Source organism: Enterobacter sp. 22499 (assembly GCF_052044815.1).
Classification (GTDB): Bacteria; Pseudomonadota; Gammaproteobacteria; order Enterobacterales; family Enterobacteriaceae; genus Enterobacter; species Enterobacter bugandensis.
In genome coordinates, this window is the sequence record NZ_JBQENR010000001.1 from 637752 (window position 1) to 650753 (window position 13002).

General features: G+C 49.9%; 16 protein-coding genes and 1 pseudogene. 6 read left to right on the forward strand and 11 right to left on the reverse strand.

Features of this window, described 5'->3' with window-relative positions:
* Positions 1 to 22: 22 nt before the first annotated feature.
* A complete protein-coding gene (locus ACTJI7_RS03070; RefSeq protein ID WP_028012763.1) occupies positions 23 to 730 on the reverse strand; it encodes a CTP synthase C-terminal region-related (seleno)protein in 708 nt (235 codons plus the stop codon).
* Positions 731 to 831: 101 nt separating this feature from the next.
* Between ACTJI7_RS03070 and ACTJI7_RS03075 the strand changes: the two genes are divergently transcribed.
* Positions 832 to 1176: a DUF488 domain-containing protein gene (locus tag ACTJI7_RS03075; RefSeq protein WP_041910484.1), complete on the forward strand. Its 345-nt coding sequence runs from the start codon at positions 832 to 834 to the stop codon at positions 1174 to 1176.
* On the opposite strand, the gene ACTJI7_RS03080 is transcribed toward ACTJI7_RS03075, so the two are convergent.
* Positions 1177 to 1482 (reverse strand): hypothetical protein, encoded by a 306-nt coding sequence (locus ACTJI7_RS03080; protein ID WP_323307229.1) that lies wholly within the window; start codon positions 1480 to 1482, stop codon positions 1177 to 1179.
* Between the two features lie 80 nt (positions 1483 to 1562).
* Positions 1563 to 1811, reverse strand: coding sequence for a putative hemolysin (locus ACTJI7_RS03085; protein WP_323307230.1), 249 nt, complete (start codon positions 1809 to 1811; stop codon positions 1563 to 1565).
* A 308-nt stretch (positions 1812 to 2119) separates the two neighbouring features.
* Between ACTJI7_RS03085 and ACTJI7_RS03090 the strand changes: the two genes are divergently transcribed.
* Together ACTJI7_RS03090 and ACTJI7_RS03095 are read left to right on the forward strand one after the other, a co-directional pair.
* Positions 2120 to 3139, forward strand: coding sequence for a sensor domain-containing diguanylate cyclase (locus tag ACTJI7_RS03090; protein WP_063437681.1), 1020 nt, complete (start codon positions 2120 to 2122; stop codon positions 3137 to 3139).
* 45 nt (positions 3140 to 3184) lie between these two features.
* Complete coding sequence (locus ACTJI7_RS03095; protein WP_014883431.1) at positions 3185 to 3283, forward strand: YoaK family small membrane protein; 99 nt, start codon at positions 3185 to 3187, stop codon at positions 3281 to 3283.
* A 126-nt stretch (positions 3284 to 3409) separates the two neighbouring features.
* Here ACTJI7_RS03095 and ACTJI7_RS03100 read toward each other — a convergent pair whose 3' ends face one another.
* Positions 3410 to 3658, reverse strand: a complete 249-nt coding sequence (locus tag ACTJI7_RS03100; protein ID WP_028012758.1) for a GlsB/YeaQ/YmgE family stress response membrane protein — start codon at positions 3656 to 3658, stop codon at positions 3410 to 3412.
* A gap of 278 nt (positions 3659 to 3936) precedes the next feature.
* The gene (locus tag ACTJI7_RS03105; RefSeq protein WP_323307231.1) at positions 3937 to 5421 is read right to left on the reverse strand and encodes a sensor domain-containing diguanylate cyclase; all 1485 of its coding nucleotides are present in this window, start codon (positions 5419 to 5421) and stop codon (positions 3937 to 3939) included.
* 172 nt (positions 5422 to 5593) lie between these two features.
* Between ACTJI7_RS03105 and ACTJI7_RS03110 the strand changes: the two genes are divergently transcribed.
* Positions 5594 to 7093, forward strand: coding sequence for an EAL domain-containing protein (locus ACTJI7_RS03110; protein ID WP_028012756.1), 1500 nt, complete (start codon positions 5594 to 5596; stop codon positions 7091 to 7093).
* Position 7094: 1 nt separating this feature from the next.
* Here the strand turns inward: ACTJI7_RS03110 and ACTJI7_RS03115 are convergent, their stop codons facing one another.
* The 3 genes and pseudogenes from ACTJI7_RS03115 to ACTJI7_RS03125 form a co-directional block, all read right to left on the reverse strand.
* Entirely contained in the window at positions 7095 to 7340 is a 246-nt protein-coding gene (locus ACTJI7_RS03115; RefSeq protein ID WP_028012755.1) for a DUF2543 family protein, read from the reverse strand.
* A 69-nt stretch (positions 7341 to 7409) separates the two neighbouring features.
* On the reverse strand, positions 7410 to 7757 hold the full coding sequence (locus tag ACTJI7_RS03120) for a DUF1304 domain-containing protein (RefSeq protein ID WP_028012754.1): 348 nt from the start codon (positions 7755 to 7757) through the stop codon (positions 7410 to 7412).
* A gap of 77 nt (positions 7758 to 7834) precedes the next feature.
* Positions 7835 to 8005 (reverse strand): annotated as a pseudogene (locus tag ACTJI7_RS03125) (NADP-dependent isocitrate dehydrogenase); the annotation flags it as partial.
* Positions 8006 to 8228: 223 nt separating this feature from the next.
* Here ACTJI7_RS03125 and ACTJI7_RS03130 point away from each other — a divergent pair.
* Positions 8229 to 8903, forward strand: a complete 675-nt coding sequence (locus tag ACTJI7_RS03130) for an SOS response-associated peptidase (RefSeq protein ID WP_047368312.1) — start codon at positions 8229 to 8231, stop codon at positions 8901 to 8903.
* A gap of 48 nt (positions 8904 to 8951) precedes the next feature.
* Entirely contained in the window at positions 8952 to 9533 is a 582-nt protein-coding gene (locus ACTJI7_RS03135) for a hypothetical protein (RefSeq protein WP_131701658.1), read from the forward strand.
* On the opposite strand, the gene ACTJI7_RS03140 is transcribed toward ACTJI7_RS03135, so the two are convergent.
* The 3 genes from ACTJI7_RS03140 to ACTJI7_RS03150 form a co-directional block, all read right to left on the reverse strand.
* Positions 9516 to 10784: a Y-family DNA polymerase gene (locus tag ACTJI7_RS03140; RefSeq protein WP_047368311.1), complete on the reverse strand. Its 1269-nt coding sequence runs from the start codon at positions 10782 to 10784 to the stop codon at positions 9516 to 9518. The two genes, ACTJI7_RS03135 and ACTJI7_RS03140, sit on opposite strands and share 18 nt — an antisense overlap.
* A 2-nt stretch (positions 10785 to 10786) precedes the next feature.
* Positions 10787 to 11206, reverse strand: a complete 420-nt coding sequence (locus tag ACTJI7_RS03145) for a translesion error-prone DNA polymerase V autoproteolytic subunit (RefSeq protein ID WP_023618012.1) — start codon at positions 11204 to 11206, stop codon at positions 10787 to 10789.
* Between the two features lie 241 nt (positions 11207 to 11447).
* Positions 11448 to 12995 (reverse strand): tail fiber domain-containing protein, encoded by a 1548-nt coding sequence (locus tag ACTJI7_RS03150; protein WP_047749200.1) that lies wholly within the window; start codon positions 12993 to 12995, stop codon positions 11448 to 11450.
* Between the last annotated feature and the right edge of the window lie 7 nt (positions 12996 to 13002).

Below are 13002 nucleotides of genomic sequence, written 5' to 3' on the forward strand. Positions count from 1 at the left end.
CAGACCATCGGGTCTGCCTTTTTTACCCGCGCGCCGCGCGCAGCATTGCCTGCACCAGCACCACCGGACGCCCTTCCAGCGCAGCACGCTCGTGCTGGAATAAGGTGATCACAAAGAACGGATGGGTCACCAGCTCCGCAGCGCGAATTTCCCCCTGCTCGTCCCAGCCCGTCACGCGCATATCACCGCTCTCCAGTTCCTGAGCAAACGCCGCCGATACGCCATAGTTACAGTGATAACCCTCTACGATTTCCGGCTTTCCGTAGGCCTTCGCGATCAGCGTATTATTGCGCAGCTCAATGGCATCGGTTTTTTCCACCAGCGAGCAGGTCAGCGGCGCAATCACCATCGTGCCTTCGGTATCCGTCTCAGCATGTGCCGCGTCGCTCCAGCCCAGCACGTTACGGGCATACTCAATTAACGCATGCTGGAACCCACCGCAGGTGCCCAGGAACGGAATGCTGTTTTCACGCGCGTAGCGTGCGGCAATAAAGGCCGCCTCGGTATTTTTATAGGGGCTTGCGGGAACCAGCCAGATGGCATCGTAGCCCACCAGATCCTCAGAACTGGTTAATTCCGTGGTGGCAAGCCAGTCGTAATCGGCGGTGAGGTCAAGGACCGCGGCGGCGTCGTCAATGGCCAGCGGGATCGCCTTGTGTGCAATAACATCAGGATTGTAATCGCCAACCAGCGCAATGCGCAGCGTCGTTTTAACCGGGAGGTGTTCCATGAAAGGTTCCTTATGCCAGAGTATTATCAGATAACATAAGGAACCTCAGACTACCGATCTTCTGCAATTATCACAATACCTTAAATTGGGAGGGTGGAATTATGATTCAGTGCAAACGCGTCTATGAACAGGCGAGCCCGGGCGATGGCTATCGGGTTCTGGTGGACAGGCTCTGGCCCCGTGGGGTGAAAAAAACGGACCTCGCGTATGACGAATGGTGTAAAACGCTCACACCGTCCAGCGCGTTACGCAAGGACTTTCATAGCGAAGCGATTGATTTCGCGGCCTTCACTAAAGCCTACAAGGAAGAGCTGGCGCAGCATAAGGACGAAGGAGAGCGTCTGGCGGCGCTGGCGAAAAAGCAGACCGTAACCCTGCTCTACGGCGCGAAGGACACGAAGCAGAATCACGCTCTGGTCTTAGCCGACTGGCTGCGCCATCTGTGATCAGCCGACCGTCAGCTCATCCTGAATTTGCGGAGCTGCGTCCGGGGTGAGCGGCATCAGGTGTTCGGCGCGAACAAACGCAAAGCCGTGCTGATTATCAAAGGCGTAGACGTCTCCCGTCACCAGCCAGAGCGCGCGGTCCGCGCTTGCGGGTAACTGCGTCATCACGCCGTTGACCGGGTTAACGAAACGCTGGCCGGGTTGGCAGAGACCAAATAGCTCCACAGATTTACCAATATTGCGACGGCCTGACGCCGTGCGGGCACCGACGATCATCGCCACGCTGCCCGGTTTAAGCTGAAACATACTTCTCTCGCGGTAACGGTAGCCAGAAATTGGCTAAGAATAATCCTAAAGAGAAGTGTATCGCAGCTACTGTCCCTCTGTCACCTGGCAGGTTGCGGATGATCGCGACGATAGAGCGTCCATTCGTCGATCACTTCGCCACCGGGCAGCTTGCACTCGGTGCGGACCCCCTGCGGGCTTTGAATTGGGACCTGTTCCCCGCCCTTTTCCAGGCAGTAAACGGAAGCCGGGTTCGCCATGCCCACGGCGTGCGGCGGTTTCGGGGCGTCGGGTGGGGTTGTTTTTGCGGTGCAGGCAACCAGGGGAAGCGCCAGTAGCAGAAATCTCATCTTGTTGATCCTTTTGACATCATCATTGGCTAAGGGTAACGGCTTGTCGCCGCTTTCTCCATGATTTCTCCATTCTAACTGCACTTTTCAACGCTACAGTCTGGCATGTTCTCACTTTGACCAGAGAACATCATTCCGTAATCAAGATGTCTTTGCCCCGTTCTCAACAACGGGGCTTTTTTTCCCGCCTGCTGCCCGCCTCTGCATATATTAAATTTTCTATATTCATGTTTTACTATGCCGGAAGCCTAAAAATTCAGCATAACATGCAGATGCAGACGTCTTCTGCCTGGGAGTCATTCTACGTCATGTCGGATCTTATCCTCGCTCGCGTTTCAGAAACCCTTGCCACCGAGCAATCCCTTGAAAGCCTCGTTCGTCAGTTGCTGGAGATGCTGGAAATCGTCACCGACATGGAGTCGACGTATCTGACGAAGGTGGATATAACAGCCCGGCTGCAGCATATCCTGTATGCCCGCAACAGCAAGCAGATGACTATCCCGGAAGGGTTAAGCGTGCCATGGGATGAAACGCTGTGTAAGCGCGCGCTGGATAGCGACACATTATTCAGTAACGATGTGCCCGAGCGTTGGCCGGAATGCGAAGCGGCTAAAGCGCTCGGCATTACCACTTACATGAGCATCCCAGTGCATCTTGCCGATGGCTCACTTTACGGTACGCTCTGCGCCACCAGTACGGCAAAGAAACCGCTCAGCGAACGCGGTGAACAGATATTAAAACTTTTCGCCGGGTTGATCGGTCAGTACATTCAAAAAGAGTCTCTGGTCACCCAGCTTCGTGAAGCCAATGCGGCCCTCATTGCACACTCCTATACCGATGCTCTGACCGGTCTGCCCAATCGTCGCGCCATTTTTGAGGATTTAACGACCCTGTTTTCTCTGGCACGGCATCTGAAACGTAACGCCATCATTGCCTTTATCGATCTGGATGATTTTAAACTGATTAACGATCGATACGGGCATGAAGCAGGCGACCAGTTCCTGATTGAAGTGGGCAAGCGTTTGACCGCAGAAAAACAGCAGGACGATATCATCGGCCGGCTGGGCGGCGATGAGTTTCTGGTGGCCACTCTGAGCAACGTCGAGAATGAGGAGCAAATTCACCTTCTCAGAACGCGCCTCAGCGCCCGAATTGCGGGGGAATACTGGCTGGGTAGCATCAGCATCATTTATCCTGGCGCCAGCCTCGGCGTTATCGAAGTGGATCCCGGCGTAACCGATCCGGACAGTGCGTTACGTGCCGCAGATATCGCGATGTATCAGGATAAGAAAGGAAAAAGCAAAACAGGCTTTCTCGCGATGGATTAACCCCGTACACTCTACGGCGTTATAAAAACCGAAACAGGTGATGATATGAGAATAGGGATCCTCTTCCCGGTCGTTATTTTTATAACGGCGGTGGTATTTCTGGCGTGGTTTTTTGTCGGTGGTTACGCTGCTCCGGGGGCATAAATGAGAAAAACCACCCTCATTATGTTGATCGTTGCCGTCGTGGCGTTTGCCGGCACGCAGTTTGGCTGGTGGTAAACCCGTTACGTAAAAAGGCCGCCATATGGCAGCCTTTTTAACGCTTCAGTATTAGCTTTTGATCTTTCTGTAGATAAACAGCACAACCAGCGCGCCGATCACCGCGACCGCGAAACTGCCGAAGTTAAAGCCATCGACTTTACCAAAACCGAACAGCGTACTGATCCAACCGCCGACTACCGCGCCGACAATACCCAGTATTATGGTGACGATAAACCCACCGCCATCTTTGCCCGGCATGATCCACTTCGCCAGAATACCCGCAATAAGCCCAAAGATAATCCAGGATAAAATTCCCATAACTTTCCTCTCTGTATGGTTTTTGTCATTAAATCAACGACACAAAAAGGATAGCACAGGATCTGAGAAAGGAAATTTGTGATAAGCCTCACAGAGAGAGTCTGCGCATTTCTTCATCAACATGCCCTTCCACAAGAACTGTGGGGTTGCATCTTTTATTGAGAAAGATTATCTTTCTCAATACTGAATAGTTGAGATAAACACTCAGGTATTCAGTACGACATTGCTCACATTGCTTCCAGTATTTCTTGCCCACTCATGAGTGGGCTTTTTTTTGATCAAGCCCCAACGAAAGCGTGCCGGTTGCGCCCGCCGCGTTTTGCCTGATAGAGCGCCTGGTCGGCAGCATTAATAATATTCTGCTGGCTACCCGCGATGTTGACAGCACGCGCACTGGAGACCCCTACGCTTACCGTGACCCGCCCGAAGGGGCTAAACGCGTGTTTAATTTGCTGAGAGAAAACATAGCGAATAATCGTCTGCGCAAGGCGGAGCGCCTCCTGGATATCCGTTTCAGGCAAAATCAGCGCAAACTCCTCCCCGCCATAGCGCGCCACAATCTGGTTGTCGCGGGTGAGACTTTCCCTGAGGCAGTTTCCCAGCAACGCCAGGCATCTGTCCCCTTCCGGATGACCGTAGTTATCGTTGTACTTTTTGAAGTAGTCCACATCCACAAGGAGCAGCGAAACCGGCGCGTCCTTTGCCGCACACGCCGCAATTTCCGAGAGGATTTTTTCATCAAAGATGCGCCTGTTATAAAGCCCTGTCAGCGCATCCTCCGAGGCAATAATCTTTAGCGCTTTGTTATCCCGTGCTTTTCTGGTTAAGTCGGAATAGAGGAAACAGGACGCCACGATGAGCGTCGCGGTAAACACCAAAATAAGTGCGGCAAGCTGAATCGCCTGCTTGCGCCACGGTGAAAGGGCTTCATCAATGCTTACCGCTACCGTCGTAACCAGTCCGTAGCGCCTGTTTTTCTCATAGGCATAAATGCGTTCGATTTTATCAAACCTGGAGACAGAGCTGGCTATCCCTGTATTTTGTACCTTGAGGTATTTTCTGAAGAGAGGTGAGTCAGAAAAAATCGTACCGATATAGTTATTTTTAAAGGGATAACGAATCAGTAAAACGCCTGCTTGCGTCGTTAAACCAATAACGCCCGCGTGACCAATATTAATCTGTCCATAAAGTGCCAGAAAATTTTCGATACCCAGCGTCACCACCACAACACCGTTAAATGCACCGGTGTGGGTTTCAAGGCGTCGGCTAAGAGTAATAACCCATTTACCATTGGTTCTGCTTATCACCGGCTCACCAATATAAATCTGCTGACTTTTATTTTCCTTGTGATAGACAAAAAATGCCCTGTCCGCGCCATTATGGGGGCCCGCAAAATTTTTGTGCAATGCAGTGAAGATATCCCCATGCGCATCATAGACAACCACATTATTAATCTGAGTAAGAAGATTATCCTGATTGCTTATCATTCGCTGAATATTGATCGCCTGTTGCGGGGTCATACCATAAATTTCAATTGTGTCGGAAACGGTGGTAATCAACATTTCACTTTGGCGAATGATCCCTTCCGTGTAGACGTTAAGGGTATGGCTCAGGTTGGCAACGCTGGTATTGATTTGCTGGATTGACTGCTGTCGGGACGTGGCAATCTGGACGGCAAGCGACAATGAAACAATCAATGAGACAATGATGACGGTAATGGTTGTTGTGTAAAAAGTATTTTTCACATGCACGAGCTTTTCCACCTTATCACGCCTGGCATCCCTGGCTGACAACTCTTGTCACTGTAACAAAGCTCAGGTTAAGAGGAAAACAAATTGCACTTAAGCATAACGGCTGCCGTTATTATCAGGCTTGTAGCTTGCACTGCCTGTGATAAGATTTGAGAGATGAGGGAGCGGACAGGGTATCTGGAAAATGAAAAAGATCATTGCCGTTACTATCGTTTCAGCGTTTCTGGTCTTCCTGTCTCTTTTTGCGGTTAATGCAGTTATCGGGAGCCAGCAGAAAAGCAAACAGCTTGAGATTTCCCGAACCCTTTTACAGCATTCAGAAAGTCTGACCCAGAGCATGGCGCAGACGCTCAAAAACCTGACCACACAGGGATGCGACAGAGACAGCCTCGATCGCTACCGGCAGGTCAAGCTCGAAAGCCGCTATGTCGCTGACGTCGGTTTTATTGAAAAGGGAAAAATAGTCTGTACCGCTTTTTGGGGTAAACTCGTTAATCCTGTCCCGCTTCCTGAAGAGCTCCATGAAACGCCCAGAGGATTTCTCCTCGCGCAATTTTCGAGAAAGGATTTTTTTACCGGCAATGCGGCCATCTATAATAATCACATTATCTTCACCTCCCGCTATGCTTACGATAAATTCACCCCGGTTACGGAGAGCTATTCTCTGAGCACCACCACCAGGGACTTAAGCAGAACGTTTTTTTCGGCTACGCCTGAATTAAACCAACAGAGCGAACTGAATTCCTCCTTGTTTACCCTGACCCTCACCCGGTGCAGCACCACGTGGGATTTGTGCGTCATTGTGAAGCATCACAACGCGGGACTGGCCTCGTTATCTCCCGTTGTATTTATCGTTCTCGCGGTCATTTTATGTTTTATCTGGATTGCGATAACGCTCTTTTTCTTTCGACTCAACGAGGACCGGTTCTCCCTGGAGCGGACGTTGGTCAAAGCTGTTATCACTAATACTATCGGCGTTCATTACCAGCCCATTGTTCGGATTGAGGATAAAAAAATTGTAGGTGTGGAGGTCTTGTCGAGATGGCGTGACGCAAGATACGGTGACGTCTCCCCGGAACTGTTTATTCCATTAATCAAAAAAATTGGCCTGTATAAAAATTACTATATTAATATTCTCCAAAAATCCCTTTCGGATATCGCGCCACTTATTATTAAATATCATCTGGTTGTTTCGCTCAATGTTGGCCGAACGGAAATTGAAGACGGACAGTTTATCAGCATTTTGCGCCGTAGCTGTTTAGCTAATAACATTCCACTCTCTCTGATCAAAATCGAGCTTTCTGAAAAAGCCATTTCAACGGGGAATATTCTGGAAGATTTCTGCAAGGATTTAAAAAACCTTGGCGTGAGAATATCCATTGATGACTTCGGGGTGCAAAACTCAAACCTGGCAAGGCTTTCGCTGCTTGAATATGATGAGATCAAAATCGACAAGTCGCTGGTCGATGGCATCAGTGAACATTACAAGCAGAACATTTTTGTCATTTTTAGCGACGCCCTCGCAAAACTGAATAAAACGCTTGTTTTCGAAGGCGTAGAGAGCGAAATACAGTATCGCTTTATTGCTGAAAGATACCCCGAGGCGCTGATTCAGGGATGGTATTTCTCAAAATCCGTCACCCGAAGCGAGCTTGCGAAGCGACTCGCTGGGATCGCGCGGTAGGTTACTCGTTTCCCCACTGATTAAGAAAGTTTGCAATATCATCAATACGTTCGGCACGAACCCCGGCTTCACGCGCCATCTCCTGCTGAGCTTCCTCATCGATCTCCTCATTATTCGACAAACGCGTGAGAAGCAGCTGGAAATAATGCGCCAGCGAGTCCTGCTCTGACTCACTCACGGGCTTTGTGGCTTCCGTCGCGTACTCTTCGACGATGTCATAATACTTCAGTGGGATTTCGTTATTCATAACAGCGTTAACCTTTGAGGGTGAAGCCACAAGTATATCCGACGACGTACGGTTAACCAACGCGTTGCGTCAGATAAGCAGGGCAAGCAGGGCTGCAAGAGCAGGTATGGCCTGAACGTACAGTATCTTTCGGCTGGCGGTCGCTGCGCCAAAGAGTCCGGCAATCAACACGCAGGTCAGGAAGAAGATGGCCACAGATATACCCTTTTCACCAAGCCAGAGGCTCCAGAGCAGACCCGCAGCCAGAAAACCATTATACAGCCCCTGATTCGCGGCCAGCACGCGGGTGTCGCGCGCAAAATCGGGACGCAGATTAAAGGCCTTGTGCCCTGTTCTGGTGTTCCACAGGAACATTTCCAGCACAAGAATGTAGATATGGATGAATGCAACGACAGCGATAAGAACAGTAGCGAGCATCGTGTTATTTCCCGCAGGCAGAGGCAAAAAAAACGGGAACCCTCAGGCCCCCGCTCTTGTTTAACCCAGAATCTGGATTACATGTTCGCGATAATCGCGTCGCCAAACTCTGAACATTTCAGCAGCTTAGCGCCTTCCATCAGACGTTCGAAATCGTAAGTTACGGTTTTCGCGTTGATCGCGCCTTCCATACCTTTGACGATCAGGTCTGCGGCTTCAAACCATTCCATATGGCGCAGCAGTATTTCATTAAATCAATCGTGATGCATTGATTTTCCAATGAAAAATTCATAATTGACGCGTTCATCACACTTTTTTTGACCACAAGCTAACCTATTGATTAACTACAATGTTTTTTGGGTTTTGATAACCACTTTTTGGCTTTATTAATTAATCTCTTAATGGGTTCGCTACGCTCCTCCTTCTCCCCCTGCCCTATACTTTGAGTTTGACACTTGGCTGGAGGTTTCTATGTGCGGACGTTTTGCACAAGCTCAAACGCGTGAAAAATATCTGGCTTATCTGGCCGATGAAGCCGATCGCGACATGCCATTCGACCCGGAACCTATTGGCCGGTACAACGTGGCACCAGGCACTAAGGTTTTGCTGCTGAGCGAACGCGACCAGAAACTGCACCTTGATCCTGTTTTCTGGGGTTACGCGCCCGGGTGGTGGGGTAAGCCGCCACTAATTAACGCGCGCGTCGAGACGGCGGCAACTAGTAGAATGTTTAAACCTCTCTGGCAGCATGGCCGGGCAATTTGCTTCGCTGATGGTTGGTTCGAATGGAAGAAAGAAGGTGACAAGAAACAGCCTTTTTATATCCATCGGGCAGACGGTCAGCCGATTTTTATGGCGGCGATCGGCAGCACACCGTTTGAGCGAGGCGATGAAGCAGAAGGTTTTCTGATAGTAACGTCTGCTTCTGACAAAGGCCTAGTGGATATTCACGACCGCCGGCCCCTCGTCCTATCGCCAGAAGCGGCCCGGGAATGGATGCGTCAGGAGGTTGGAGGGAAAGAAGCGGAAGATATAGCTGTCAGCGGTGCCGTGCCGGCAAGCAAATTTATATGGCATCCAGTAACGCGCGCTGTGGGGAATGTGAAAAACCAAAGTCATGATCTATTAGAACCAGTCTCGCTCTAGTACTATGTATTCACTAATATTGTTCATGGTATAAGCAGGGAATGCCTTATGAATAACTGTCGTGATTGTAGAAATCCAATACACCACGGAGCTAAAAAATGTCACCACTGCGGAAGCTATCAGAACTGGATCCGTCACCTCAATACGTTTGCTCTGTTTACTGGCTTCTTTCTGACACTGCTTTCAATATGGACAATTCCATTTATTAATGGTGTTTTTCAATCTAAACAGGCAGAAATAGTTACCTCTATCATATCTGGCGAGTCAAATAAGCTTCGTTTTATGATCGCCAATAACGGCAATCAGCCGGCAGCAATTACTTCTATTGAAATTGACAGCAAGATGAGTTTCGGGATAGGTACATGGTACCTCGATAATCAGCTTGATGGCACACTCCTTGAACCAGGGCAAGCTAAAGTACTTAATGCCTCAAACGGGGCACCTATACCTTCCCCTCTTCCCTATGAAATTCAGACGATTTTAAATTCCAAAGACGATGTCCCAAAAAACTGTACTTTAGTCATCCAATACGTCGAACTTAATGGCAGCAACAAAACGTTTACTTATCCTTTTACATGTTCGCCTGCCGAGGTATCTCAATCCCATGGCGGCCTATCTGACCGTCAATAAATCGGCATAACGAGTTGTGTAGCGAGGTGAGAGCATGTCACGTTTCATCTGCCACTGCTGCTGTATGCCCTGTCCGGCAAAGTAGAGCGTGCCTTTCCCGTCTTTCGCATTGAGATGATCGAGAACCTCCATCAACTTATCGCTTCCAGCGCGTGGGGCGTTCTCATCGAAAAGGTTCAGCTGCGCCACGCCCTGGCTGAAAAAATCACCAAGCATGATTCCAGCTTTTTGATAGCGATGGCCATCCTTCCAGATTTTGTCCAGGCACTTTACCGCGGCGTTGATTATGTCGCGGGAATCCTGTGTAGGGGTGAGAAGCTTCATGGACGCGCTGTTACCGTAATATGGCTCGTTAAGCGCAAAGGGAGAGGTTTTCACGAACGCAGAAATAAAGCGGCAGTACTGATGCTCTCCCCGCAACTTTTCTGCGCCTCGGGCCGCATAACTGCAAATGGCCTGCCTCATTTGTTCGTAATCAGTGACGCGTTCACCGAATGACCTGCTACAGACGATCTCCTGCTTTGCCGGCGCAAATTCCTCCAGCTCGAGACAGGGCTCGCCGCGCAGTTCCCGGACGGTTCGCTCCAGCACGACATTGAAGTGTTTGCGGATAATCCACGTGCTTTGTTCAGAAAGGTCCAGAGCTGTTTTGATGCCCATGGCATTCAGCTTCTTACTGATGCGCCTGCCTACGCCCCATACATCTTCTACTGGCACGATGGCGAGCAATCGGCGCTGGCGGTCGATATTGGATAAATCAACTACCCCTCCCGTTTGCCGCTGCCATTTCTTCGCGGCGTGGTTGGCCAGCTTGGCCAGTGTCTTTGTCTGGGCAATTCCAACCCCGACAGTCAGGTGCGTCCGCTTCAGAACGGTAGCGCGGATTTCTTTGCCGAACTCAGTAAGATCCCGGCAATTGCGAACACCTGTTAGGTCACAAAATGCTTCATCGATACTGTAAATTTCTACGCGAGGGCTCAACTCCTCCAGTGTGGTCATTACTCGATTCGACATGTCTGCGTACAGCTCGTAGTTACTGCTGAAGCAAACAACCCCAGCGCGCCGAAATAAGTCCTTTTGCTTGAAGAAAGGCTCTCCCATTGTAATTCCAGCCGCCTTGGCCTCGGCGCTGCGCGCGATTACGCAGCCGTCATTGTTCGAAAGAACAACCACTGGCCGCCCTTTCAAATCGGGACGAAACACCGTCTCGCATGATGCGTAGAACGAATTCACGTCGCAGAGCGCAAACATACTCAGCTCGCCGATTTGACGATGAAAGTAACAACGCCGAAAACGTCCAGCGTATCTTCGCTGCCTACAACAATCGGACTGTAGGCGCTATTCATTGGGATGAGTTGGACATTTGGACGCAACTGCAAACGCTTAACAGTGAATTCCCCTTCAACCGCGGCGATGACAATGTCACCGTGCTCAGCCGTGCGCGAACTATCCACCACCAGCAGATCACCGTCGCTTATCCCGGCTTCGATCATTGAATCCCCCGCGGCTTTGACGAAATATGTAGAGCTCGGGTGAGCGACAAGTAACTCATTGAGATCGATACGCTGTTCAACGTAATCAGCTGCGGGGCTGGGGAAACCACACTGTACTAAGTCACTGAAAAGCGGAAGAGCGATAATTTCTCGCAGTTCTGTTGGCCTGATGAATTCCATTGCACACACCTCAAATACTGTTTTTATATACAGTAGTTTTATTTGTAAGTGTCCGCAAGATACAGGCCCTATCGTCACTGCTTAAAGCTTCGCCGTTTCGTTTCTAAGTTTATCTCTCGTTTCGAATTATCTCTTTTGTAAATTTTTCAATAATGGCGCAGATGTAAGCAGATCTGAGGGAGACAAAGCCCGTTAAATGCCAGAACGGGCTGCGACTGAAAGCTAAGTCTTCATGATTCCGCTATTTTTGCTTAAGCTCCTGGAGCTCTTTCTGTGTTGCCTCCAGCTGTTTAATGACGTAGTTCAGTGCCAACACGGTATCAAGCATGATGACGTTGCTATCCAGCGCTAACGTATCGTCAGCATCAACCCTGTTGCCTTCACCATCAAATTTCGGTGCTGCTGGGACCAACGTTACGTACTCACTGTCGATCTTCATGACATCCTGAGCGATAACACCTCGGCGAACTCTCTCCAAAGGGTCATCGTTGTATACGTAAGTTGCTGGCAGGAATTTCTTGATATTCTCGTATGACTGATAACCATCATCGTATTTCACACTATGTTTCAGTTCGATATCACAGTTTGGTTGTTTAGAGAAAATATAATTGCCCCCAAAACCACCACTGCCTGAAACTGAAATATCCGCGGTAACGGTATTAAACGAGAAAATACGCGTTCCTGCAGATCCGCTATCACCAATGGTTACAAGTTCAATAGATGGCCAGTTGCTTTTCCCCTGGGAAATAGATCCAAGAGCGGTAACGGCGTGATACCCCCCTGAGCAATAGGTATGCCACCTGCCAAATGGTACAAATCCACTATCGTTTGGAGTTGATAGGTTTGGGCGTGCAAACGATGTGTTCGTGCTGTAGCCGTTAACAATATCTTGGTAACCGCCACCGTATCCTTCCCCAGGGCCAATATGGGTTTTTGACTGAAACGCTCCGTATGGGTACCAGCGGAAATCAGCATTGGTACTTACACCATCATAGATGTTCATTTGTACACGGGCTAAATCGGGTCCTGACCCACGTACAGCGCCAAGCCTCCATGTGCCAGAATAGTAGTTACCAGAAAGCCAGTTAACATAATTTTCAGCCGGACCGTCTGAACCAACGTTACCTAAAGTAATAGCCTTATTACCGCCAGATCCTGAAGCTACGCCCACTATGTTTCCTGCAGATGCAACAACGCCGCCAGTAACAGTCCCACCTGTTTTACCTTCTATTGTTTTAAGACGCGAATCATCCCCTGCAGCAACCGTTCCCGCCGCCGTTCCGACGTTCCTGGTGGCGCTGTCTCCTAAACCGAGGTTTGTGCGACTGCCTTCTGCCGTTGTTGCCCCGGTACCGCCCTGGTCAATCGGGAGAGTACCATTGGTACCTTTCTGAGCCAGTTTGCCGATGCCTGGGATAGTTACGGAGGTGCCGTTGATCGTAACGGTTATGTTCTGGTTGGCTGAGGTAGTGGCAAACATCTCCCACGCGCCGATGTTCTCGTCATACTCTTTGATAAGCTGCGACATCGCCTGTGCCAGTCCGTCGACAGAGATGTTGTCGGACACCAGTATTCCATACTTCTGGCCGCTCAGCGCTGGGGAAGCAGCAGGCGTAACCGTCATTGACGTGGCGCTGTTCACGGATGAAATCTGGAACATCTGAACCGGGTTAGACATGACGATAATCGTCTGGCCAGCGCGAACCTGGCTGGCCAATGCCGTCCAGTTTGTGCCAGTGCCGGTTGCGGTATTTCCGTTAATAGCGATAGTGCCATTGTTATAAAGCATGAACTAC